The sequence below is a fragment of the Pectobacterium artocarpous genome (assembly GCF_046159765.1).
Classification (GTDB): Bacteria; Pseudomonadota; Gammaproteobacteria; order Enterobacterales; family Enterobacteriaceae; genus Pectobacterium.
This window is the reverse complement of record NZ_JBJXVK010000016.1, coordinates 22,246-47,075: the sequence shown is the minus strand read 5'-3', so window position 1 is coordinate 47,075 and position 24,830 is coordinate 22,246. Positions and strand designations below refer to the sequence as shown.

Annotated in this window: 23 protein-coding genes and 2 pseudogenes; 15 read left to right on the top strand and 10 right to left on the bottom strand. The window is 51.6% G+C overall.

Translation table 11 applies throughout. The features are described from left to right. Positions 1–25: 25 nt before the first annotated feature. The 4 genes from copM to ACKQAD_RS11815 all read right to left on the bottom strand — a co-directional run bounded on the left by copM (position 26) and on the right by ACKQAD_RS11815 (position 3,170). Entirely contained in the window at positions 26–388 is a 363-nt protein-coding gene (copM, locus tag ACKQAD_RS11830; RefSeq protein WP_409160339.1) for a CopM family metallochaperone, read from the bottom strand. Between the two features lie 77 nt (positions 389–465). After that, positions 466–1,929 carry a GGDEF domain-containing protein gene (locus tag ACKQAD_RS11825; RefSeq protein ID WP_409160338.1) on the bottom strand — a complete coding sequence of 488 codons (1,464 nt, stop codon included), beginning with the start codon at positions 1,927–1,929 and terminating at the stop codon, positions 466–468. Positions 1,930–2,134: 205 nt separating this feature from the next. Further along, positions 2,135–2,623 carry an ATP-independent periplasmic protein-refolding chaperone Spy gene (gene spy / locus ACKQAD_RS11820; protein ID WP_409160337.1) on the bottom strand — a complete coding sequence of 163 codons (489 nt, stop codon included), beginning with the start codon at positions 2,621–2,623 and terminating at the stop codon, positions 2,135–2,137. Between the two features lie 250 nt (positions 2,624–2,873). Further along, positions 2,874–3,170, bottom strand: coding sequence for an MbeD/MobD family mobilization/exclusion family protein (locus ACKQAD_RS11815; protein ID WP_409160336.1), 297 nt, complete (start codon positions 3,168–3,170; stop codon positions 2,874–2,876). A 215-nt stretch (positions 3,171–3,385) separates the two neighbouring features. On the opposite strand from ACKQAD_RS11815, the gene ACKQAD_RS11810 reads away from it, so the two are divergent. Continuing rightward, positions 3,386–5,458, top strand: a complete 2,073-nt coding sequence (locus ACKQAD_RS11810) for an oxidoreductase (protein ID WP_409160335.1) — start codon at positions 3,386–3,388, stop codon at positions 5,456–5,458. 16 nt (positions 5,459–5,474) lie between these two features. On the opposite strand, the pseudogene rlmG reads toward ACKQAD_RS11810, so the two are convergent. Continuing rightward, a pseudogene (gene rlmG / locus ACKQAD_RS11805) lies at positions 5,475–6,613 on the bottom strand (23S rRNA (guanine(1835)-N(2))-methyltransferase RlmG). 161 nt (positions 6,614–6,774) lie between these two features. Here rlmG and ACKQAD_RS11800 point away from each other — a divergent pair. From ACKQAD_RS11800 to sstT, 3 genes are all read left to right on the top strand, one after another. After that, positions 6,775–7,773, top strand: a complete 999-nt coding sequence (locus tag ACKQAD_RS11800; RefSeq protein ID WP_409160334.1) for a Gfo/Idh/MocA family protein — start codon at positions 6,775–6,777, stop codon at positions 7,771–7,773. A gap of 272 nt (positions 7,774–8,045) precedes the next feature. Next, positions 8,046–8,999, top strand: a complete 954-nt coding sequence (locus ACKQAD_RS11795; RefSeq protein WP_409160333.1) for a TerC family protein — start codon at positions 8,046–8,048, stop codon at positions 8,997–8,999. A gap of 319 nt (positions 9,000–9,318) precedes the next feature. Further along, on the top strand, positions 9,319–10,566 hold the full coding sequence (gene sstT, locus ACKQAD_RS11790; protein ID WP_409160332.1) for a serine/threonine transporter SstT: 1,248 nt from the start codon (positions 9,319–9,321) through the stop codon (positions 10,564–10,566). 71 nt (positions 10,567–10,637) lie between these two features. Here sstT and ACKQAD_RS11785 read toward each other — a convergent pair whose 3' ends face one another. The 4 genes from ACKQAD_RS11785 to uxaC all read right to left on the bottom strand — a co-directional run bounded on the left by ACKQAD_RS11785 (position 10,638) and on the right by uxaC (position 15,754). Further along, positions 10,638–11,168, bottom strand: coding sequence for a YgjV family protein (locus ACKQAD_RS11785; protein WP_409160331.1), 531 nt, complete (start codon positions 11,166–11,168; stop codon positions 10,638–10,640). Positions 11,169–11,254: 86 nt separating this feature from the next. Then, on the bottom strand, positions 11,255–12,745 hold the full coding sequence (locus tag ACKQAD_RS11780; RefSeq protein WP_409160330.1) for a UxaA family hydrolase: 1,491 nt from the start codon (positions 12,743–12,745) through the stop codon (positions 11,255–11,257). A 19-nt stretch (positions 12,746–12,764) separates the two neighbouring features. Beyond that, the gene (locus tag ACKQAD_RS11775; RefSeq protein ID WP_409160329.1) at positions 12,765–14,231 is read right to left on the bottom strand and encodes a tagaturonate reductase; all 1,467 of its coding nucleotides are present in this window, start codon (positions 14,229–14,231) and stop codon (positions 12,765–12,767) included. Between the two features lie 113 nt (positions 14,232–14,344). Next, positions 14,345–15,754: a glucuronate isomerase gene (uxaC, locus tag ACKQAD_RS11770; protein ID WP_409160328.1), complete on the bottom strand. Its 1,410-nt coding sequence runs from the start codon at positions 15,752–15,754 to the stop codon at positions 14,345–14,347. A gap of 446 nt (positions 15,755–16,200) precedes the next feature. Between uxaC and ACKQAD_RS11765 the strand changes: the two are divergent. The 10 genes and pseudogenes from ACKQAD_RS11765 to ACKQAD_RS11720 all read left to right on the top strand — a co-directional run. Next, a pseudogene (locus tag ACKQAD_RS11765) lies at positions 16,201–17,065 on the top strand (MFS transporter); the annotation flags it as partial. 241 nt (positions 17,066–17,306) lie between these two features. Continuing rightward, positions 17,307–18,083, top strand: coding sequence for a transcriptional regulator ExuR (exuR, locus tag ACKQAD_RS11760; RefSeq protein ID WP_409160327.1), 777 nt, complete (start codon positions 17,307–17,309; stop codon positions 18,081–18,083). A gap of 474 nt (positions 18,084–18,557) precedes the next feature. Beyond that, on the top strand, positions 18,558–19,241 hold the full coding sequence (locus ACKQAD_RS11755) for a DedA family protein (RefSeq protein WP_409160326.1): 684 nt from the start codon (positions 18,558–18,560) through the stop codon (positions 19,239–19,241). A 2-nt stretch (positions 19,242–19,243) separates the two neighbouring features. Continuing rightward, positions 19,244–19,639, top strand: a complete 396-nt coding sequence (mzrA, locus tag ACKQAD_RS11750; protein WP_409160325.1) for an EnvZ/OmpR regulon moderator MzrA — start codon at positions 19,244–19,246, stop codon at positions 19,637–19,639. Positions 19,640–19,644: 5 nt separating this feature from the next. Next, entirely contained in the window at positions 19,645–20,034 is a 390-nt protein-coding gene (locus ACKQAD_RS11745) for a DUF1090 domain-containing protein (protein WP_409160324.1), read from the top strand. A gap of 174 nt (positions 20,035–20,208) precedes the next feature. Next, a complete protein-coding gene (locus ACKQAD_RS11740; RefSeq protein WP_225181518.1) occupies positions 20,209–20,514 on the top strand; it encodes an ElaB/YgaM/YqjD family protein in 306 nt (101 codons plus the stop codon). A gap of 13 nt (positions 20,515–20,527) precedes the next feature. Continuing rightward, positions 20,528–20,923, top strand: coding sequence for a phage holin family protein (locus tag ACKQAD_RS11735; protein ID WP_409160323.1), 396 nt, complete (start codon positions 20,528–20,530; stop codon positions 20,921–20,923). Further along, positions 20,920–21,210 carry a YqjK-like family protein gene (locus ACKQAD_RS11730; RefSeq protein ID WP_409160322.1) on the top strand — a complete coding sequence of 97 codons (291 nt, stop codon included), beginning with the start codon at positions 20,920–20,922 and terminating at the stop codon, positions 21,208–21,210. Before ACKQAD_RS11735 ends, ACKQAD_RS11730 begins: the two co-directional genes overlap by 4 nt. A gap of 273 nt (positions 21,211–21,483) precedes the next feature. Next, complete coding sequence (locus tag ACKQAD_RS11725; protein WP_409160395.1) at positions 21,484–21,879, top strand: DoxX family protein; 396 nt, start codon at positions 21,484–21,486, stop codon at positions 21,877–21,879. A gap of 108 nt (positions 21,880–21,987) precedes the next feature. Next, complete coding sequence (locus ACKQAD_RS11720; RefSeq protein ID WP_409160321.1) at positions 21,988–22,983, top strand: glutathione S-transferase family protein; 996 nt, start codon at positions 21,988–21,990, stop codon at positions 22,981–22,983. Positions 22,984–23,052: 69 nt separating this feature from the next. On the opposite strand, the gene ACKQAD_RS11715 is transcribed toward ACKQAD_RS11720, so the two are convergent. After that, complete coding sequence (locus ACKQAD_RS11715; protein ID WP_409160320.1) at positions 23,053–23,949, bottom strand: LysR family transcriptional regulator; 897 nt, start codon at positions 23,947–23,949, stop codon at positions 23,053–23,055. Between the two features lie 113 nt (positions 23,950–24,062). Here ACKQAD_RS11715 and ACKQAD_RS11710 point away from each other — a divergent pair, with 113 nt between their 5' ends. Then, positions 24,063–24,761: a pirin family protein gene (locus ACKQAD_RS11710; protein ID WP_409160319.1), complete on the top strand. Its 699-nt coding sequence runs from the start codon at positions 24,063–24,065 to the stop codon at positions 24,759–24,761. Positions 24,762–24,830: the final 69 nt, after the last annotated feature.

The window sequence follows — 24,830 nt, the reverse complement described above, 5'->3', positions numbered from 1 at the left end:
CTCAAAAGAAGCGCCATCGGCAACGTTACTGCTTGCCCTGCTTCTTCAGCCAGGCTTCCATTTGGTCAATCTCCGGCTGCTGGGCTGTAATAATGTCTTCCGCCAGCTTCCGTAATTCTGGATCTTTGCCATATTGCAGTTCCGTTTTTGCCATATCAATCGCGCCACGATGGTGTGCAATCATCCCTTTGGCAAAGGCAATATCAGGATCGCTAGCCTGCATCCCTTCCATCATCTCAGTATGCATCGCATCCATCCCTTTCATATACGCCTGTTGGGAAGGCGATGCGTCGTTTGTCGTACCATGGCCACTATGTGCGCTGTCGGCCGCAAACGAGAGAACCGGAACCAGCAAGGTCGCCGTTAATAATAAATGGACTTTCTTCATCACAACCTCTCAATCAGTCATAGGACTTTTTGAGGCTAGACGTTCCAGTAAGGGGAAGGTCAAGGGAAGATTCAGTCCTACTCAACCAAACGAATGCAAACGCGATTACGCCCCTGCGCCTTCGCTTTATACAGTTGCTCGTCCGCCAGACCGATAGCATCATAAATATTGCCCCCGTCATACTGGGCAAACATGGCAACACCAATGCTGGTCGTAAAATGGATTTTCCGCCCATCCGGCAGCGTCAACGCCGTGGATTCCGTAAGATGCCGCAGCGTTTCGGCCATCGCTTCAGATTGCTCCGCTGTCAGGTCATAAGCCGCAATGACAAACTCTTCGCCACCCCAGCGGCAAAGAATGTCACTCGGCCGAATATTTGCGCTCAGCATACGGGCAAAGCTGGCGATCAGTTCATCACCGCAGGCATGGCCGTAGGTATCGTTGACCTGCTTAAAATAGTCGATATCCAGAAATAGCAGCGTTAATTGGCGCTTTTTCTTATACTCCAGTGCATTCTGCTTCCCATTCAACATGCTGAGAAACGCCCGACGATTGAAAGTATTGGTGAGCGCATCCTTCCGGCTACCGCTTTCAATAATTTTAATCAGTCGCCGGTTCATTGAGACAAAATGAGAAACACTTAACATCGCCATAATGAGCATCGCAATGTTCAGTCGTGCCGTGGTAAGAAACGAGTTAATGTACGCTTCGGAATTTGAATTGATGAGTATACCGACCTGATTAATGTAGAGATAATTCAGTATGACGCCCGTAATCGCACAAAGCAGCGACATGGTCGGGAAAGAGTAATTGAACGCGCACAGCGTGAGAGGAATAACGGACAGCGTAATCAGGCTGGCATCCAGAAAAAACAGGCTCACTAATAAGAAAATAATAAAGACCAGAAAGGGAAAAATATTCTCTCTGACGTGCTTCGGACAGCTCGGAATATTCCGTAGCGCTCGCAGGATATCCTTACTCCGCAGGAAAAAGAACGCGAGGATAATACCGGTCCCCAGTTGCTCACTGAACCAGTCCATAAACTCGGCGTAGCGGTTCCCCGTATCGTAGACATACGCATAAAACCCATACGCCATACCGGATGAGAACGCGCCAACAAACGTCGAAGCGAAAATAATATAGACGTAATATTTGCTGAATTTTTCAAATGCCGACCACGTGCCGCTCAGCCGACATATCAGGCAAAAGGCGCACCAGGCCGTCACCACAAAAACCATATTGCACAAACATAACAACACCTTGGTTTTTAACGGAGAGTTATTATCCATCAGCAGCGCCGCCAACAGCATCGCTGCATAACTCACCAAAAAACTCGTGCAGATAGAGCGTGTTTTGTCTTTTATCGTCCCTTTTCTAGCCCTGAAACTCATCATGAGGCAAAAAACCAGAATATTGGCAGGCCAAAATAATGACAGTTCATCCAGCACTCGAAACCGAAATCCCAGACAGCTCACTATCAATGTGGTTAAGAACAGAAACAGCATGAATTTTCTAGTTTTTAACGTCAAATCGTTATTCATCTGTCCTTTACCGCCCACTGTCCAATGACACCGCCTGCTTTTTCCGTGCGAGGATAGCATTAATCATTTCCCGACTCACGACACGATGGTAGAGGGAAAAATAAATACAAAACCACCGGGCCGAAGCATTACCTATGAGGTAATACGTCAATCCGGTGGTCTTACTGACGGGCTTTGCATACGGACGCACTATCGTGCGAACACGTTATTCCGCAGGAACGGGCTTGCCGTCAGGTCTTGGCGGTTGGGTCAGCCGCTTTTCAAAGTTGTCGTTGTACTGCTTTTTCTGCTCTGGCGTCAGAATGTTGTAAATTTTGTTTTTGGTTTCCAGCCCGTTAAGCATTCTGGCCTTGTGGGCCGCGTCCACTTTATCCAACTGCGCCTGTGCTTTTGCGGCATCAAACGTCTCTGATGCGATCAGACTATGCATCTCACGACGGTCATCCTTCATCGCGTTGTGCATTTTCTCGTGGGACGCTTTCATGATGTCTCTAATTTGCTGCTTCTGCGCTTCCGTCAAATTCAGCTCCCTAAACATCGCATCCGGCCCCATCATGCCGCGGTGCTCACGTCCCTCTTTCATCATCATCTTGTGTTCCGGGCCTGGCCCTTTCGGTGCTTCATTAGCATGCGCGATACCTACCGCGCCCAATGCCAAAGAAGAAGCAACCAGCATTGCCGTGAGTTTACGCATATTTCATTCCTCTCTCTGAATTGACTTGTCAACGGCGAGTGCCGTGTTACGAAACAAAGTATAGACTCGACAATTTCAGTTAATTAGAGCAAGGGTAAATCTCTGCAAGTGTCGGCTCCACATTTGAGGCAATTATGGAGAATAAGGAGGAATTGTGTAAGGAAGCGGAAGTATTCCATTAACACCGCCGCACGATATTGATTCGTTTTACCGCACCACACATTACTCACCGAAAGTGTCAGCGGTGTGATTACCGAAGTGAACGTCTGAAGGCGCTGGCTTCTTGTGCCAATGCATCAAGGTGGGCATGAATGGCCTTCATTTTCTGAATCAGCGGATTTCGTTCCGGCGAACTATCTACCGCGTTCAACTGCGCAGAGAGCCGTTCAATCTGCGAACAAAGATACGCATCACGCTCTTTCGCCTGAACCAACTGTTGCTGGAGGGACTGATATTCTTGCCGCCACGTCTGCTGCTGACGTTGAACGCTTTGCTCTAACGCACGAAGTGCGCTATCCAGACGATATTCCAACTCTTCCAACCGCATAACGATACCTTTGCCCGATAAACCCGCGGATTATAATGTCACACGCCCCCGACAACAAATACTCCGGCGTTCGATCCCATGCCTGCGCACGCTTCCCCCTATGATGAGCAATGACATCAATCACAATAAATAAACATAAATTTCACAACTCACTCAATTACCGCTAGATTGAATACATCAACTCATCAGACCAGTTAACCTCACCGGAGAGTGCAATGACGGCCTATCCCACGCTGCTTTCCCCGCTCGATCTTGGCTTCACGACGTTAAAGAACCGCGTGGTGATGGGATCCATGCATACTGGTTTGGAAGAACACCCGGACGGCACCGAAAGACTGGCGGCATTTTACCGCGAGCGAGCGCAGGGCGGCGTTGGCCTGATTGTCACAGGCGGCATTGCGCCAAACGCGAAAGGTGCCGTTGCCAAAGGTGGTGCGACCCTGCATGACGAGGCACAGCTCGCGCATCATCAGGTTCTGACGCAGGCGGTACACGACGCCGGTGGGAAGATCGCCCTGCAAATTCTCCACGCCGGACGCTATAGCTATCAGCCCGATCCGGTCGCGCCATCGGCCATTCAGGCACCGATTAACCGCTTTGCGCCACGGGAAATGAGTACGCAGGATATTGTAAAAACCATCGACGACTTTGCCCATTGTGCCGCGCTGGCGCAGCAAGCGGGTTACGATGGCGTGGAAATTATGGGGTCGGAAGGCTACCTGATTAACCAGTTTCTGGTCACGCACACCAACCGCCGCGATGACAAATGGGGCGGCGATTTTCAGCACCGTAGCCGCTTCGCGCTTGAGATCGTTCGCGCCGTGCGGGAACGAACAGGGCCAGACTTCATCCTGATTTACCGTTTATCCATGCTCGACCTGATAGAAGAAGGCTCAAGTTGGCAGGAAATTGTGCAGTTGGCGCAGGGGATTGAGCAGGCTGGCGCCACCCTCATCAATACTGGCATCGGCTGGCATGAAGCACGCATTCCGACTATCGCCACGCTGGTGCCACGCGGCGCATTCGGCTGGGTGACGAAGAAACTGATGGGGAAAGTCCGCATACCGCTGATTACCACCAACCGCATCAACGATCCCGGCGTGGCGGAACAACTGCTGGCCGAAGGCTGTGCTGACATGGTGTCGATGGCTCGCCCTTTTCTCGCCGATGCCGATCTGGTGGCAAAAGCGCAGTCGGGGCGCAGCAATGAAATCAATACCTGCATCGGCTGCAATCAGGCCTGCCTCGATCAGATTTTTGCTGGTAAGGTCACGTCCTGTCTCGTCAACCCACGTGCCTGTCACGAAACTGAGCTACCGATCCTGCCCGCCAGAGCGGGTAAACACTTTGCGGTGGTCGGCGCAGGGCCTGCCGGTATGGCCTTTGCCGTCAACGCCGCCGCACGCGGCCATCAGGTTACGCTGTTTGAAGCCTCTTCTTATATCGGCGGACAGTTCAATATTGCCAAACAGATCCCCGGCAAAGCCGAATTTTATGAAACGCTACGCTACTACCGTCGACAGATCGAGCTGCTCGGCGTCACGCTGCGCCTGAGTACGCAGGCGTCCCCTACCGACTTACTCAGTTTTGATGACGTGATTCTGGCCTGTGGCATCGTGCCGCGTATTCCCGCGATTACAGGTATCGATCACCCTAGCGTGTTGAGCTATCTGGAGGTACTGCGCGACAAAAAACCGGTCGGTAAGCGGGTCGCCATTATCGGGGCTGGCGGCATCGGTTTTGATACTGCACACTATCTTCTTAGCGATAACAGCCTTCTTGGCGATAGCCGCCTACCTCACGAGAAACATCGTCTTAATACTCATGATTCGCCAGCGGAACACCGTGATTTTTATGCGGAATGGGGCATTGATACACAGTTGCAGCACCGGGGCGGCCTGCTGCCCCAGCAATCCGGCGAGCTTCCCCACCAGCGGGACATTACGTTATTACAGCGAAAGGCAGGCAAGCCCGGAGAAAATCTCGGAAAAACGACAGGTTGGATACACCGCACCACGCTGCTGCGCCACGGCGTCACGCTGTTGGGCGGCGTGGAATATCACCATATTAATGATGAAGGGCTGCATATTATCCACGACCAGAAAATGCGCTGTCTGCCAGTGGATAACATCATTATTTGCGCAGGTCAGGAGCCTAATCGTGCCCTTTACGAGCCTTTAATGGCTGCCGGGTGTCACGTTCACCTGATTGGCGGCGCCGACGTGGCGCAGGAATTGGATGCTCGCCGGGCGATCGATCAGGCCACCCGGCTGGCATTAACACTATAATCGATATCAGGCAGGTTTAGCGGGACGTCCCCGTTTTCACCGCACGCAGTATGACAAATTTGGTGTTGCTGGCGACAGTTTCACCGTTGCCGAACAGACGCTTCAGCTTGTGGAAATAATCCAGATGGCGATTACCTACGATGCGCAGTTCACCACCAACCTGAAGGCAGCGACGGGCATCCATAAACATTTGCCAGGCAATTTCATCTGTCACTGCATGTTGCTGGTGGAATGGCGGGTTGCACAGCACCGCCTGTAACGTATCGCGCTTAACGCGTGCCAATCCGTTATTCACCACGAAACTACAGCGCTCGACATCCTGCGGGCAGTTGACCTCAACGTTCATCTGGCTCGATGCCACCGCCATATAGGATTCATCAAAGAAACCAACAGTGGCTTCCGGGTTGGCTTTCAGCGCCGCCAGCCCAATCACGCCGTTACCACAGCCAAGATCGACAATCTTACCGTCTAGTTGTTCCGGCAAATGCTGCATAAAGAAACGCGCGCCGATATCCAACCCATTACGCGAATACACGTTAGCATGGTTTTGAATACGATAGCCGTAACCATCCAGCTCCCACTCAGTAGTAAGTGACTGCTCACTGACTTTCAAGTCCGCCCATTCACAGTGAACTAGACGCGCCTTTTTCCAAGCCAGCGAGGTTTTCGTCGGCCCCATCACACGCTCAAACAGTTGTAGCGTAGAGGTGTGAATATCCTTCGCTTTCGCGCCGGCGATGATGCGTGTTTGTGGCGTAACGACCTTACGCAACATTCTCAATTGTTGTTCCAACAGCGCGATCGTTTTGGGAATTTTAATCACCACCAGTGCAGGCGCAGCGGGCAGCTCCGCCATGCTATCCAACAGCGTTACCGTATCGGCATCGTAACCGTTCAGTTCCAGATTGTGCCGCGTTGCCAGTTGGCTGAGGTAAGAGTCGCTAATACTGACGGGCGACTGTGCCTGCAAACCACAGGCCAGCGCACCAAACGTATCATTGAAAATCAGGCGCGGCCCCGGCGCGATTTCCATCGTGGCTAGCTCACGCAAAGGTATTCATCTGCGGCATCCCACGCCTGTAGCGCCGAGTTTTCAGCGACCTGAGGGTAACGCACCAACGTCAGGTTGCACGTTTCCAATTCGAGTTGGCTCATTAGCCTCTCCTGCATCATAAAATTTGCGCTGTTTATCCCTTAAAACAGCCCGTCAGTAAATGCTTTTCTCTGCCGGAACAGGAAATGATTGACGTTGCCTTGTCATTTCACCGTGATAATCTCCATAGTCATCCCCCATGCCTTCAGGATACCAAACGCTTATGATTCGCTTCGCTATTGTAGGAACCAGTTGGATCACCCGTCAGTTTGTTGATGCCGCCCACGAAACCGGCAAGCTGAAGCTCACCGCCATCTATTCACGCACGGCAGAAAAAGCACAGCCGTTTCAGGCCGATTACATGGTGGATACGCGCTTTGATTCCCTGGAGGCTATGGCGAAATCTGACCTTATCGACGCCGTGTATCTGGCAAGCCCCAATGCGCTGCATTGCGAACAGGCACTGCTCTTCCTGAGCCACGGCAAGCACGTTATCTGTGAAAAACCGCTGGCGTCCAACCGCTATGAAGTCGAACAGATGATAGCCTGCGCCAGAGAAAATCAGGTTGTGCTGTTTGAAGCGTTCAAAACCGCCAGCCTGCCCAATTTTAGCCTGATACAGCAAGCGCTGCCGAAAGTCGGCAGACTGCGTAAAGTGGTGCTGAATTACTGCCAGTATTCTTCACGTTACCCGCGCTATTTGGCTGGCGAGAACCCGAACACGTTCAACCCAGCCTTCTCCAACGGTTCCATCATGGATATCGGCTACTACTGCTTAGCGTTCGCCGTGGCGCTGTGGGGAGAACCGTGCACTACGCAGGCTAGCGCGACGCTATTGGAAAGCGGCGTAGACGCACATGGCAGCGTCATCCTGAATTACGGTGACTTCGATGTGACCATCATCCATTCCAAAGTCAGCCACTCCGCGATACCCAGTGAAATCCAAGGGGAAGACGGCTCACTGGTGATTGAGAAAGTCTCCGAATGCCATAACGTCAAATTCATCCCACAACAGGGCAAACAGTTGGATCTCAGTCAGCCGCAGCATATCAACAGTATGCTGTACGAAGCGGATGTCTTTGCGACGCTGGTAAGCAACCACGACATCAACCATGCGGAACTGGCACGCTCACGTACAGTCGCAGGTCTGCTGACGGAAATTCGCCGCCAAACCGGCATCATGTTCCCTGCCGATGCCGCCACACCAGAAAACGCAGAGTGAATAACGCGATAATTATTTGACCAGGATCATCTTTTCACCTATCTTCTGTCAGGCAAAGGGGAGTAACTTTTCCGCCAGCTAATCGTCATTACGATGCGTTCCGCATCCGGTTACTGGGCAACTTTGATGAAAATTTCATTCTTAATGAAACAGCTTCATTAATGTTGTAAGTGAGACCTTGCCGGAAGGCGAGGTGCATTTGCAGCTTTAATAACAAGCGGCCAGCGTCCTTCCGATGTTGGCCGTTTTTGTTTCTATTTAAGGATCTTGCTATGCACACCATCGGCACGCCATGGTTATGGGGCAGCTTTGCTGCCATTGTTATAGTGATGCTGGCCATCGACCTGCTCTATCAAGGGCGCAAAGGGTCGACGGTAATGACGTTCAAACAGGCTGCCGTCTGGTCTATCATTTGGGTCACGCTTTCTCTGCTGTTTAACGCCGGTTTCTGGTGGTATCTGGACAGCACGATGGGTCGTGAGGTTGCCAACGCCCAGTCGCTGGCCTTCCTGACCGGTTATTTGATCGAAAAAGCCCTCGCCGTTGATAACGTCTTCGTCTGGCTGATGCTGTTCGGTTACTTCGCCGTTCCCCCACAATACCAGCGTCGCGTGCTGATTTACGGCGTGTTAGGCGCCATCGTTCTCAGAACGCTGATGGTGTTTGGCGGCAGTTGGCTGGTCACGCAATTCCAGTGGCTGCTCTACGTATTCGGCGCGTTCCTGTTGTTCACCGGCCTTAAAATGGCGCTGGCGAAAGAAGATGACGGGGCGATCGGCGACAAACCGCTAGTACGCTGGCTGCGTAGCCGTTTGCGTATGACGGATAGCATCGAGAACGAAAAGTTCTTCGTCCGTCGTAACGGCATCCTGTATGCCACGCCGCTGTTTCTGGTGCTGATTATGGTTGAAATCAGCGACGTAATTTTCGCCGTCGACAGTATTCCTGCGATTTTCGCCGTCACGACCGATCCCTTTATCGTATTGACGTCGAACCTGTTCGCCATTTTGGGTCTGCGTGCGATGTACTTCCTGCTGGCTGGCGTGGCTGAGCGCTTCTCACTGTTGAAATATGGTCTGGCTGTCATCCTGATCTTCATTGGTGCCAAGATGATGCTCATCGACATTTTCCATATTCCGGTAGCGATATCTCTGGGCGTTGTCGCCAGCATTCTGGTCATCACCATGCTGATCAACGTCTGGGTGAACAAACGCGCCGAGCGTTAATCCTTTCCCCTTCTCTCCGCACGGTTCCCGCCGTGTGGAGAGCGTCTTACTCATTAAATCATAGGGTAACGGATAAGGATGTCCGTCATAAAAAAACGTCGGGAGCGTTTTTCAACGTTGCGTAGCAACGGCCCGTAGGGTGACGGACAAGGATGTCCGTCATAAAAAATCACATCATTGCTTTTCTCAGAAACAAATTTTCATATACTGACGCGTGCAAACACACTTGGTTACGAAAAGAAAAAATCACCCGACGCATCTCAGAGGTGCCACATCCGTACAGACAACTACTTAGTGGAACGGCTACGCCATCAAAATTATGGAAACTCAACAATCTCGTTTTTTGCACTACATCACCCGGGGCAGCCTGGTTCAGCAAATCCTTCTCGGGCTTGCAGCCGGTATTATTCTGGCTTCGCTGTCCACGCAGGCCGCGTTGGCTGCGGGTTTATTGGGGACGCTGTTCGTCGGTGCCCTGAAAGCTGTCGCCCCCATTCTGGTATTAGTGCTGGTTATGGCGTCTATCGCCAACCACCAACAGGGGCAGAAAACCAACATCCGCCCGATTCTGTTTCTCTATCTCATCGGAACCTTCTCTGCGGCGCTGATTGCCGTTGTGCTAAGCGTTCTTTTTCCTTCCACGCTGGCACTTAACGCGCAGGCCACGGACATCACGCCACCGTCAGGGATTGTCGACGTGCTGGAAGGGCTATTGATGAGCATCATCGCTAACCCCATTCATGCTCTGCTGAATGCGAACTATATTGGCATTCTGGTTTGGGCTGTGGGGCTGGGCATTGCGTTTCGTCACGGTTCGGACAGTACCAAGAGCATGATTACGGATGCATCCAATGCGGTCACCATGATTGTGCGCGTGGTCATTCGTTTCGCACCGCTGGGTATTTTCGGTCTGGTCGCCTCAACGCTGGCGGAAACGGGCTTCAGCGCACTGTGGGGCTATGCCCATCTACTGATGGTGCTGATTGGCGGTATGTTGCTGGTCGCACTGGTGATCAACCCACTGATCGTTTACTGGAAAATTCGCAGCAACCCTTATCCGCTGGTGCTGCGCTGCTTGCGCGAAAGCGGTGTGACGGCATTCTTCACTCGCAGTTCCGCCGCTAACATTCCGGTGAATATGGAGCTGTGTCGTAAGCTGAATCTGGATGAAGACACGTACTCGGTAGCCATCCCGCTAGGTGCCACCATCAATATGGCGGGCGCCGCAATTACCATCACGGTGCTGACGCTGGCCGCGGTACATACGTTGGGTATTCAGGTTGACGTGCCGACCGCCCTACTGCTCAGCGTCGTCGCATCACTGTGCGCCTGTGGCGCATCGGGCGTGGCGGGGGGATCGTTGTTACTGATTCCACTGGCGTGCAGCATGTTTGGTATCTCTAACGATATCGCCATGCAGGTGGTTGCGGTTGGCTTCATTATCGGCGTCTTGCAGGATTCCGCTGAAACCGCCGTCAACTCCTCGACGGACGTGATGTTCATCGCTGCGGTATGTCACGCGGAAGACGCCAAGCTCGAGGAAAAAGAGCGTTTGAATCTGCTGTAACCGATTAGGATTGATTATCAGGCCGCTCGTTTAAAAACGAGCGGCGTTAACGTGACGGGAAACACCTGAAATTACGCTTTCTTCTCTACGCTGAAAGGATCGATGCCGCGTTGCTGCATACGCCAGAAGCGGATGATGTTAAAGCCGTTCATCAGCAGGAAACTGCCTTCGATTAGCGATCCGCCAATCGATCCCAGCCAGATATTATGCGCAACCCAGCAAGCGGTTGAGCACCACATCACGCAGCGCGTCGTCAGCCCAGAGGTGCGGAACAGCGCCCAGGTACTGGCAACCGTGCCCGCTATCGGCAGCAGTTCCATCGCATGTTGCATGCCCGATAAACCAAAGAGCAGCGTCAGTGAGATAAAGACAAACATCATGAGGATGTTGTGTGTTTTCAGTGAAATTAGCGTACGTGCCGAGTTCAGTAATGCGCTGGCACCTGCCGCATTTGCCCCCATCAGGAAGAAATGCAGACCAATGACGGCGCTGTATGCCGAGAGCTGTATTTTGAATTTTTGATCGTTACGGTTGAAAAACATGGTGATGCCGACCAGAAACGCCAGTACACCAACAGACTGGGCAATCCAATATTGTGTCATGATCCCTGCCTCTACACGTTGCTGCGAAAAAAAACGGCCCACCATAAAAATGAAATTCTGTTTTATTTTATTGGAATTAATAAGATTTACAACGTTACGCCGCTCTTAAATATGGCTAATTCGCGGAAGTCGTTCACTTCATTCTTCGTCTGCTTGCCGTCAGCAATCTCGACAATCAGCTCGACGAACTGGCTCAGTAGTTCATCCATCGGCATGTCATGGATCAGACGTCCCGCATCGAAATCAATCCAATGCGGTTTCTTCTTCGCCAGCTCACTGTTGGTCGCCAGTTTTACGGTAGGTACGAAGCCGCCGTAAGGCGTGCCGCGTCCGGTACTGAATAGCACCATATGGCAACCGGCCCCCGCCAGCGCGCTGGTTGCGACAGCATCATTCCCCGGAGCACTGAGCAGGTTGAGCCCCGGAGTATGTAAGCGCTCACCATATTTCAGAACATCAACCACCTTGCTCTGTCCGGCTTTTTGCGTACAGCCCAGTGATTTCTCTTCCAACGTGGTGATCCCCCCCGCTTTGTTACCCGGCGATGGGTTCTCGTAAATCGGCTGGTCATGCGCGATAAAGTACTGTTTGAAGTCATTCACCATGTGCACGGTTTTCTCAAACGTGGCTTCATCACGGCAGCGGCTCATCAGAATACGTTCCGCACCAAACATTTCCGGTACTTCGGTCAGCACGGTGGTGCCGCCGTTGGCGATCAGATAGTCGGAGAAACGGCCTAACAGCGGGTTGGCCGTAATCCCAGACAGCCCATCAGAACCACCGCATTCCAGACCAAACTTCAGCTCGCTCAGCTTACCCGGTTCGCGTTTGTCATGGCGCATCGCCTCATACAGCATATGCAGACGTTCCAGACCAGCCTCGACTTCATCGTCCTGCTGCTGGCACACCATGAACGTTACGCGATCGGAATCAAAATCGCCCAGTGTAGTGCGGAACGCATCAACCTGATTGTTTTCACATCCCAGCCCGATCACCAGTACCGCCCCCGCATTCGGATGACGCACCATGTTTTGCAGCATCGTGCGGGTGTTTTCGTGATCCTGACCGAGTTGTGAGCAGCCGAAGGTATGACTAAACAGATAAACACCGTCAATCCCTTCCGCATCATTGGTTTCTTTCAGGAAACGCTGCTGAATCTGACGCGCAATTCCGTTCACGCAACCGACGGTTGGCAGGATCCACAGCTCATTACGGATACCGACATCGCCGTTTTGACGACGATAGAGCTGTACATCCCGATCGCCCATCTGCGGTGGCAGTTCGAGAAATTCAGGCTGGTACTGATAGTCATCCAGATCGCTCAGATTGGTTTTCGCATTCTGGGAATGGATGTGTTCTCCGGGAGCAATAGACACCAGCGCATGGCCGATTGGCAGGCCATACTTGGTAATCATTTCTCCCGGTGCGATGGTTTCCAGCGCGAACTTATGCCCGCGCACGACAGGTTGCTGAAGTGTCACCGTATGGCTATCCACCAACACCGTTTCGCCTTGCTCGACATCACGCAAGGCGACAGCCACATTGTCCAGAGAATGAATTTTTATAATACTTTGCATGGATAACCCTTCTTGCTAATTAGCAATACCCTTCCACAGTTGCGCGCATGCCGCGCTCAACAATGGTTTGTAACTGTTCAGTCACCTGCGCCGCCAGGCCAGGAACCTGTGTTAAATCCTGTCCCCAGTGATCGGCATCACGCAGTACGACATTCACCAGTTCAGCCAGGCTGACGGTGTTTTCTTTTACGCCCGCCCACAGCGTGGAATAACGTTCCAGCCAGTGTGCATCGTCCTGCAACGGATAGGTTTGCAACGCATCACCTTCACCGCTGCGCTCACCGCGATAGAATGCAATCAAGGCCGCTAGCGCAAACGTCAAGCGAGCAGGCAGTTCGCCGTGACGCTCACGGTAGGTCAGCAGTTGCGGCAGAATGCGGGTGCGGAATTTGGTCATGCCATTCAGCGAGATAGATAACAGTTGATGCTGAATGAACGGGTTACGGAAGCGACTTAATACAGCCTGAGCAAACGACGTCAGTTCGTCATGCGGCAAATCCAATACCGGCACAATCTCTTCGGCAATGGTCTTTTCTACGAATTTGCCAATCAGGGCATCATTCATCGATTCGCCAACGGTATCCAAACCAGCGAGGAATGCTACCGGCACCAGCGCAGTATGGGCGCCGTTGAGAATCGCCACTTTACGTTCTTTATAGGGCTTAATGTCATCAACGATACGAACGTTCAGATCCAGCTTGTTCAGACGCAATTCTTCCGCCAACCACTGTGGCCCCTGAATCACGAACAGGTAGAAGTGTTCCGCCGTATCCCAGAAGGTATCCTTGTAGCCCATTTCCTGCTCTAGCGCTTCCACTTCGGCACGCGGGTAACCCGTCACAATACGGTCTACCAACGTCGAGCAGAACGTGTTGTGATCGTTCAGCCAGGCGGTAAAGGTTGGCGTCAGTTCCCACTGTGCCGCGTAGCGCAATACCAGCTCTTTCAGCGCCACGCCGTTGTAATCAATCAGTTCGCACGGCAGCAACACCCAGCCTTTATCCGCCGCGCCGTCAAAATGACAGAAGCGCTCATACAGCAGACGGGTTAATTTCGCCGGGAAGCTGACAGGCGGTGCATCGCTCAAGCGATCATCTGCGTGATAACTGATACCCGCTTCGGTGGTATTGGAGAAAACAAAGCGAATATTTGGATCGTGCGCCAGTGCCAGATACTCATCGAACTGACGGTACACATTAATTTCACGGTTTACCGAACGGATCAGACGCGGTTCGCGAACGGCCTCGCCCTGTTCGTTCAGACCACGGATAATGGTGGTGTACAGCCCATCCTGAGTGTCCAGCGCGGGCGGGAAGTCGGAATCGATCGGGCGAACAACGACAATGCCCGCATCCAGATCGGTGTGCTCATTCAGTAAATCCAACTGCCAGTCGACGAAAGCGCGCAGGAAATTACCTTCACCAAACTGGATAACACGATCCGGGTGTTGACGGCCGGGGAAGTTACGACGATTTAACGTTTGCATTAACAGGCTACCTTAAGACAAAAGACCGAGACATCGAGAACCGCGGCGTAAGCCCCCTTGGGAATCTTACTGCCGCGCCCCTCGCGTAATTCACACCTGACGACGCCGTGGAATTACAGCTCGATAGCAAAATAGTTTTTAGCGTTATCGAAACTGATGTTTTTCACCATTTCGCCCAGCAAAGGCAGATCGGCTGGCGCTTCGCCATCTTCCACCCAGCGGCCAATCATCTGGCACAGGATGCGGCGGAAATATTCATGACGGGTATAAGACAGGAAGCTGCGGCTATCGGTCAGCATGCCGACGAAGCGGCTCAGCAAACCAAGCTGCGCGAGCTGGGTCATCTGACGTTGCATGCCATCTTTCTGATCGTTAAACCACCAGCCGGAACCGAACTGCATCTTGCCCGGCATCCCTTCCCCCTGGAAATTGCCGATCATCGTGCCGAGCACTTCGTTATCGCGCGGGTTCAGGCAGTAAAGGATGGTTTTCGGCAGCAGGTTTTCTTCATTCTGCTTACTGAGCAGGCGCGACAGTTCCTGAGCCAGCGGACGGTCGTTGATGGAGTCGAAGCCCACATCCGGCCCCAGCAGTTTGAACTGACGCAGGTTATTGTTACGCAGTGCGCCAATGTGGTACTGCTGAACCCAGCCGCGACGAGCATACTCCGCCCCCAGCCAGACCAGAACACCGGTCTTGAACTGTGCCACTTCATGCTCGCTCAGCGTGTCGCCTGAAAGACGACGCGCCAGAATACTGTCCAGCGTTGACTCATCCGCTTCGGCAAACATCACGACATCCAGCGCATGGTCAGACACTTTACAGCCGTGTGCCGCAAAGTGATCCAGACGCTGGGTCAGTGCCGTTTGCAGATCTCTGAAACGACGAATGTCGGTGTCAGAGACTTCACCCAGTTTCGCCATATAGTCGTTGAAGGTTGCCAGTTCAATGTTGAACGCTTTGTCCGGGCGCCAGCTCGGCAGCACTTTGATAGAGAAGCTTGAATCCTGAGCAACGGTTTTATGGTGGCGCAGATCGTCAATCGGATCGTCCGTCGTACCAACCATTTTCACGTTCATCTGCTGCATGATGCCACGCGCGGTAAAGTCATCACGCTCCAGCATGGCATTACAGCGATCCCAAATGTCTTTTGCCGTGCTCGGCGAGAGCAGCGTACCAGTGACGCTGAACGGACGACGCAGTTCCAGGTGTGTCCAGTGATAAAGCGGGTTGCCGATGGTGTGCGGCACGGTAGCGGCCCACGCTTCAAATTTTTCCCAGTCGCTGGCATCGCCCGTACACAAACGCTCAGGCACGCCGTTAGTGCGCATTGCACGCCACTTGTAGTGATCGCCTTTCAACCAGATGTCATACAAATTTCTAAAGCGGTAGTTTTCGGCGATCTGCTCAGGCGGAAGATGGCAATGGTAGTCAAATATCGGCTGGTCGACGGCATACTCATGATAAAGACGACGGGCAAATTCACTGTCTAACAGAAAATCTTCACTCAGAAACTGGGGCATGTTTTCTTCCTTACCGTGCTTCTTGTGCACCAAATTAGTTAACCGTTAAAAGATATCACACCAATTATGCGCGACATCTCACAGTATTTGTGAGGTCATGATCGCAAAAATGTAACAATCAGTACAATAACTCAGCACCTGTCGCTTAAAACCGTTTATCCCTCTCGATTTCAGCGAGAAATTCTTTATTCAACATAAAAAATAATGGTTTTTTGATATCACTCAACCCTTAAAAGATGTATGACAAATTATTATGGCGCTGCCTTAAGCAGGGATTCAATCGCTATCTCACAAAGAAAAGGGTTTTCCTGTTCAGAACAACAACAAAACGTGTCGTACCACATTACAAGACACTTCACACCGTGAGGCTACTCAAGAGCCACACTGTGTTTTTATTGACTCAAAGAGAAAGTTAAATACGTAAAATCAAATGATTACAATGGCGCATGATCGGCCTGGTGACCACTGGAACAGTACTGGGATACCTGACGCGTAATGCAATTTCTGTCGCCGCCCCGACGCTACAGGATCAATTGCATATCACCACACAGCAATATTCTTACATCGTTGCAGCCTACTCAGCTTGTTATACCATTATGCAACCCATCGCTGGTTATGTACTGGATCTGCTGGGGACTAAAATCGGCTATGCGATGTTTGCCATTCTGTGGGCCGTCTTCTGTATGGGTACCGCGCTGGCGAACAGTTGGGAAATGGCCTTTATCATTACCGGTGCGCTGAGCATGGTGTGGGCCATCTGCTGGCTCGTTTTCTATAAACATCCTAAAGATCAGAAAAAACGTAGCGATGAAGAGCGCGACTATATTCTTAGCGGGCAGGAAGCGCAGCACCAAACCAATAACGCAAAGAAAATGTCAGCATGGCAAATCCTGCGTAACCGTCAATTCTGGGGCATCGCCCTGCCACGCTTTCTGGCTGAACCCGCCTGGGGAACGTTCAACGCGTGGATCCCGCTATTCATGTTTAAAGCCTACGGCTTTAATCTGAAAGAAATCGCCATGTTCGCCTGGATGCCAATGCTGTTCGCCGATATCGGCTGCATTCTGGGTAACCACCTGCCGATGCTGTTCCAGAAATATTTCAAAGTGAACCTGATCGTTTCCCGTTAGCTGGTGGTGACGATGGGGGCGATACTGATGATTGCACCGGGAATGATCGGTCTGTTCTCCAGCCCTTACATCGCCATCGCGCTATTGTGTGTCGGTGGTTTCGCGCACCAGTCGCTGTCCGGCGCGCTGATTACCCTTGTCATCCGACCTATTTGGCCGTAATGAAGTGGTCACCGCAGATGAAACATAGAAAGAAGCCAACCAGCACTGATAATCCCTGTATTATCCTGACTCATCCGGTATGATCGGATACCGGGTGAATCACCTCCCCCCGCAATAACACACTGTGATAACTGTGACCGCAACATTGGTTGCTGCTATGATTAAGTGGTATAACAAATCATCCCTCAAAGATTAACGAGATAGACACTCAGGCCCTAACGTGGCACATGGACCATCATCTCTCTAGAGTAGACATCATCATGGCACTCACTGAACCCCGACGGCTATACCAGCAGTTAGCCGCAGAATTAAAACAGCGCATCGAAAGCGGTATGTATCAGGTTGGCCAAAAATTACCGGCGGAACGCTATATTTCTGAAGAAATGAATGTCAGCCGCACCGTGGTGCGCGAAGCGATTATTATGCTGGAAGTCGAAGGGTACGTTGAAGTACGCAAGGGTTCTGGCATTCACGTTATTTCCAACCAGCAGAAGAACCCATTCATTAATAGCGGCGATATTGAATTCGTCGCCGCTGGCCCATTTGAGCTATTGCAGGCACGCCAACTCATTGAAAGCAACATTGCTGAATTTGCCGCCACGCAGGTAACCCGTCAGGACATCATCCAACTGATGGAAATTCAGGAGTACGCGCGTCAGGAAGATCGCTTTCGTGATTCTCAGTGGGATCTCAAATTCCACGTGCAGGTCGCGCTGGCAACACAAAACTCCGCCATGGCGACCATCGTCGAAAAAATGTGGAGCCAACGGATCCACAATCCTTACTGGCGCAAACTGCATGAACACATTGACGACAAGTCGATCGAAAGCTGGTGCGAAGAGCACGATCGCATCCTTAAAGCGCTGATTCGCAAAGATCCTTACGCTGCCAAGCTGGCCATGTGGCAACATCTGGAAAACACCAAACAGATGCTGTTCCGTGCTACGACGGATGATTTCGAGTTTAACGTCGATCGCTATATGTTCGCCGAAAACCCGGTCGTTCACCTCGACCAGATACACGCCGGTAAGTCTTAAAAGCGATTTTGCCCCTTGTTTGTGAACGAGGGGTAACCGTTCTCAGACGACGAGAAACCGTTTGAACAGGTGCGAAAAAGTCAGAAAACGTTGATTTCTGTCAGCGAGTGTAAAATATGGCAGAAATCCCCACTATTCCTCGAAAAATCCCCCTAAAACACCTTAGTTGTCGTAATATTTTCCTGTCTCAGCAACACCTATTTTGTTACAGTTAACGCGTCTTTCTTACGCTTAATCCGTCGCTTTGGATGTAAAGTCAGCCAAGACCAAACAATCCCTACCCGCCTGTTTATCGGGTTCGCAACGAAAAACGAGCATCAAGTCAGACATCAGCGTCACTATCAGGCAGAACAAAACAGAGATCATAAAAAAATCATAATCCTGCGCCCTGATAACACTGTATTCACTCTTATCATGTCCAGAAGCGTGATTGTCGCCAAGGCTAAAATGCAACAGCAGTATTAGGAATACCGGATGGAATTAATCAAAGAACTGTTAAACGCACTCTGGCATCAGGATTTCGATATTTTAGCCGATCCCAAGTTGGTATGGACCATCTACATCTTGCTGTTTCTGATTATCTTTCTGGAAAATGGCCTGCTCCCCGCCGCTTTCCTGCCCGGCGATAGCCTGCTCATTTTGGTCGGTGTCCTCGTCGCCAAAGGCACAATGAATTACCCTTTTACCCTATTTCTCCTGACGACGGCCGCCAGCCTCGGCTGCTGGGCCAGCTACATTCAGGGGAGATGGCTTGGCAATACAGGAGTGGTTCAGGGCTGGCTCTCGCATTTGCCCGCGCACTATCACCAGCGCGCCCACCAGCTCTTCCACCGTCATGGTCTGTCCGCACTATTAGTTGGCCGCTTTCTGGCTTTTGTCAGAACGTTATTACCCACCATCGCAGGCTTGTCAGGCCTGAATAACGCACGCTTTCAGTTCTTCAACTGGATGAGCGGGTTCCTGTGGGTGTTTATTCTGGTTACGCTGGGCTTCGCCTTAGGGAAAACCACGGTCTTTCTGAAATATGAAGACGAACTGATGTTCTGCCTGATGCTACTGCCGCTGGCGCTGCTGTTTATCGGACTGTTTGGATCGCTCTTTGTCCTGTGGCGTAAAAAACGTGACACGAAAACAAATAACGCAGAAAAAGGGAGCTGACCGTGTCAATCCGTTGGTTATTCCCTAAACCTACAGCCAGGAAAGTTGGCCGCACACTGATATTGCTTGCTTTGCCAATCATCGCCTTGACGCAGTCCCAGTCGCTGCGTCATTCCCAAAACGATGCAATGCTGCACATCAAGCCTTATGATGGAGCCGCATTGCCAGATGGCTTTTACGTGTATCAGCGTCTAAATGAAAAAGGGATTGCGATCAAAAGCATTACGCCAGACCAAGGTAGCCTGATCGTTCGTCTTGCCTCGCCAGAACAGAGTATCGCAGCCAGAGATGTCCTGCGTTTGTCACTGCCTAAAGTCACCATTACCGCGAAACAGGCGACAACCCCGACATCGTTCTGGCAGCAGAAACTGACACAGAAACAATCCAAACTGGGGTGACAAAGATGAAATTATCTCCATCTATTCTTGCAGTATCTGTCCTGCTTTCCGGTCACGCGTTGGCTAATACCACCAATCCGGTGGAAACCTGTCAGCAGAAAGCGCAGGATATCCAGCGCCAAATCGATGAAGCGCGTAAGCACGGCAATCAGAATCGTATCAATGGGTTAGAAAAAGCGCTGGACAGCGTGAAAACCCACTGTACGGATGCCGGGCTGGCAGAGAAACGTCAGGAAGCGATTGCAGAAAAGCGTAAAGACGTCGCGGAACGCCAGCAGGAGCTGAACGAAAGCCGGCAAAAAGGGGATGGCGCCGAGAAGATCCTCAAACGCGAAAGAAAGCTGGCTGAAGCCGAGCAGGAATTACGCGCAGCGGAACGTGCCGCATCGCAATAACCCATCACTACATATCCTTATAAAATACACAGCTATTGTTTATTTTATACTCAAAAAGCAAATCACTAAAATTTACAGCGGGTTATCAGAATTGTCCGTACCCATTTTGGGCGGCATAAATTTCAGCTTCAGCTATAGTTAATTCTCAGGTTTAAAACATGAAGGGTTATTAATATGGCTAAAGATCAAAATTCTGAGTACCTACGCGCCGAATTGAAATCACTGGCGGATACGCTGGAAGAAGTATTAAGTACCTCCAGCGATAAATCTAAAGCGGAACTCGACAAGCTGCGGAATAAAGCAGAAAACGCGCTGAAAGAAACCCGTAACCGCCTAAGCGATACTGGTGAACGTATCGCTTCCCACACCAAAGAAGCCGTTGAATCTGCGGACGACTATGTGCGCCAAAACCCGTGGACCGGTGTCGGCATCGGTGCCGCTGTCGGCGTCGTGCTTGGCGTCCTGCTGTCTCGTCGCTAATTAGCGGATTGCTATGACAGATAAATCAAAACAAGGCCCCGCAAGCGGGGTCATGGCTTCTGCTCAGCGCATCATTTCCATTATTGTCAGTATGGTGGAAAGCCGTGTTCGACTCGCCGTAATTGAATTAGAGGAAGAAAAAGCCAATCTGATTCAGTTGCTGATTATGGTCGGTCTTACGCTGCTTTTTTCCGCTTTTGGCATTATGAGTCTGATTGCGCTGCTCATCTGGGGCATTGACCCGCAATATCGTCTCTTTGCACTGGGGTGTATCACCGCCACCTTGCTTGGACTAGCCCTGATAGGTGGCATCTGGACACTCCTGAAGGTGCGTCGTTCTACCCTGCTCAAAGCAACGCGTAAGGAGCTGGCAACGGACAGATCGCTGCTGGAGGACGATCCTAAATGAGCCAGCGTCAGCAGCGAGACAGAGAAAAAGCCCAGCTACTGCGCAAGATACAGCAGCAGCGGCTGGATTTATCGGCAGGTAAGAAAAACTGGCTGGATACCACCGCCCGTTACGATCGCGGCTGGCAAAGTCTGATGCAGTGGCGCAAATACTGGATCGTTGGTTCCAGCCTCGTAGCGATCTATGGCGTGCGCCATCCCAGTCGTATGATTCGCTGGGGACGCCGTCTTGTCGGGCTATGGGGGACATTCAGGCTTGTCCGCAAAACGTTTGACCCACGTCCGTAATCCTGCCTGTCACATCGGCGATCTGCTTTTTCTATACGCCATTTTTCACTTCAATTTTGTCTAACGCGCTCACGCCATTGCAGCGCGTTCTTGCATCATTAACTGAACATCAATTTTTCTGAAATAAAGCAACAATTATACTCGCTGGTAGCCTAAATCATCTCTCTATATTATCTGCCCATAACCTGATGGCAGGCCATGTTTCCAGACCATACCTGCCACAACAAACACAACAGGGCGATATAGCCCACAACAAAATCAATTGGAGAGATGATGAAAAATTTAGAAAGCACAGTACTGCTGGTTGCACGTATCTTAATGCCGATTCTGTTTATCGTTGCAGGTTACGGTAAGTTGGGTGATGCCTATGCGGGCACACAACAATACATGCAGGCGATGGGCGTACCGGCCTTCCTGCTGCCGCTGACAATTCTGCTGGAACTGGGTGGTGGTCTGGCGGTGCTGTTCGGCCTGTTGACGCGTACCGTTGCACTGTTCACCGCGGGCTTTACGCTGCTGACCGCACTGATTTTCCACACTAACTTTGCGGAAGGCATGAACCAAATGATGTTCATGAAAAACCTGACCATCGCTGGTGGCTACCTACTGTTGGCGGTAACGGGCCCAGGCGCATTCAGCATCGACCGCCTGCTGGGCAAAAAGTGGTAAGACGAGCCTTTTCCGGCCTGTACTACACTTAATAGTCGAATCACAAATTAGACGGCAAGCATAAAAGGCTTGCCGTCGTTTTATCATCACACACGAACGGGAGGATTTATGGGACAACTGGTTGACGGCGTATGGCACGATACCTGGTATGAAACCAAATCTACCGGCGGCCACTTCAAGCGTTCAGAATCCGCATTCCGCAACTGGGTCACGCCCAATGGTGCCCCCGGCCCCACAGGCAACGGTGGCTTTCCTGCCCAGTCCGGTCGTTATCATCTCTATGTTTCGCTCGCCTGCCCGTGGGCGCACCGCACGCTGCTTATGCGGCAGTTGAAGGGATTAGAGAATCACATCACGGTTTCGGTGGTTCATCCGCTAATGCTCGATCACGGCTGGACGTTCGGCACTGACTTTGACGGCGCGACGGGAGACTCGCTCTATCAGCATGAATTCCTCTACCAACTCTACCTGCATGCCAAACCGGACTACAGTGGCCGCGTGACCGTGCCAGTCCTATGGGACACCGAGCAGCACACCATTGTCAGTAACGAATCCGCTGATATCATCCGCATGTTGAATAGCGCGTTTGATGGCATGGGCGCAAACGCAGGGGACTATTACCCAGAAGCGCTGCGCGCTCGGATTGATGAGTTGAACGGCTGGATTTACGACAAGGTCAACAACGGCGTTTATAAAGCCGGTTTTGCAACCAGCCAGTCGGCCTATGATGAATCAGCAACGACCGTTTTTGCCGCGTTATCCGATCTGGAAACTATTCTGGCAAAACAGCGCTATCTGACCAGTGATCGGTTAACCGAAGCCGATCTGCGCCTGTGGACGACGCTGATCCGTTTCGATCCTGTGTATAACACGCATTTTAAATGCGATAAATATCGCCTGAGCGATTATCCCAATCTGTTCGGTTTTCTGCGTGATATTTATCAGATGCCTGGCATCGCCGATACCGTCGATATGGCGCATATTCGTCACCACTACTATCGTAGCCACGGCACGATTAATCCGCATGGCGTGATTTCGCTGGGCCCAGAGCAAGATCTGAACCAGCCTCACCACCGTGATAAGACGTTTGTCAGTTTATACTGAGATGTTGTCGATTAGCGATAAAGTGAAGGCAAGGTGTAGAGCGACACCTTGCCGTAGAAAAGTGGGGACTCAGGGCTGGTTAAGCAGTTTTGGAATTTCACGCAGGAACCAGGATTTCGCCTCGCCCATGCTGTCTCGCCGCCACGCCATAATAATCTGGCTTTCCATCTGATGTTCCGGCCCAATAACCAGCAAACGCCCTTCGGCAATATCTTGCGCCACCATCGGATAAGGTATTGTCGCGACGCCTAAGCCAGCCAACAGCGCACGCCGCTTATCATCCAGCGAGCTCACCGTCAGACGCTGCTGTTTGTCGAGCAATTGCACGGTCAGCACCGGACGTTCGCGTGCAGTATCCGCCACCGCAATCCCGCGATATTTCACACGAGTGGCATCCGACAGCGGCTCAGGTTCCTGATGAATGGGGTGTTCAGGGCTGGCGACATACACGTTATTCATCGTGTACAGTTTGCGGGTATTCATTTCGGAAGACGCACGAAAATGCATGTCCGGCGCAATCACGATATCGGCACGCCCTTGCTCAAGACGTTCCCACGCCCCCGCCAGCACTTCCGTCAAAATTGATACTTGCGTATTCGCTTTAAGCGCCAGCTTATCGATTAATGGAAAAAGCCGCTGAGTCGGAATAAGCGCTTCAGTGACAATCGTCAGGTGCGTTTCCCAACCTCGCGCCAGTGCTTCAGCATCTGTCGTGAGCTTATCCGCAGCTTCCAGCAGGATACGTCCGCGTTCCAGCAGCATGCGCCCGACATTCGTGAATTTAGTACGATGCCCGGAACGATCGAACAACACCACATCTAGCTCTTCTTCCAGTTTCTGCATGGTATAGCTCAGCGCCGAAGGCACCCTACCCAACTCGTCTGCCGCAGCGGCAAAGCTGCCACGACGATCGATCGCATCCATCACCCTCAAGGCTTCCAGCGTCAATGCTCGTTCTTTCGCCATCTTGGTACTCATTCAGGAATTTTGAATATACCCACCAGATTAACTAGCTAACAATCCAACGTCTACACAATTACTATCGGTTTAATAAATAATTATCTGGGGGGATAAAAATTATGATCACACGAAGAGCAGCGGGGCAATGCGGCCAAGCCGACTATGGCTGGTTGCAGGCACGCTACACCTTCTCTTTTGGTCACTATTTTGACCCACAATTGCTGGGCTACGCTTCTCTGCGCGTGCTCAATCAGGAAGTATTAGCGCCGGGGGCATCATTCCAGCCACGCACCTACCCACAGGTTGATATTCTGAACATTATTCTTCATGGCGAAGCTGAATACCGCGACAGCAACGGCCGCCACGTTCAGGCCAAAGCTGGCGATGTTCTGTTGCTCGCGACTCAGTCGAACGTCAGCTATAGCGAACATAATATCAACGCCAGTAAGGCTCTGACGCGTATGCAATTGTGGCTGAACGCCTGCCAGAGCCGTGAGAACAGTCCATTACAGCGTATGGAATTGGATTCATCAAGTCATACTCTGCTTGCTTCGCCAGAAGGTGAACAGAACAGCCTGCAACTGCGCCAGCAGGTTTGGATCCATCATGTTGATCTCCAGCAGAATGAGCAAAGCACGATCGCGCTACAGGGGAATCAGGCATACCTTCAGTTGATCCATGGTTCAATGGTGGTAAAAGGCGACCAGCACAGTGAAGCTTTACACTGCGGCGACGGAGCCTTCATCAAAGAAGAAACCACGTTGACGCTACAAGCAGAAGCACCGTTACGGGCGTTGCTCATCGATCTGGTCGTGTAGTCTCCCTGTTCGTTGTTTTCGCAGGAAAACGCTGCCAGTTCGGCGTTTTTATTCAGTCGTGGTAAGATA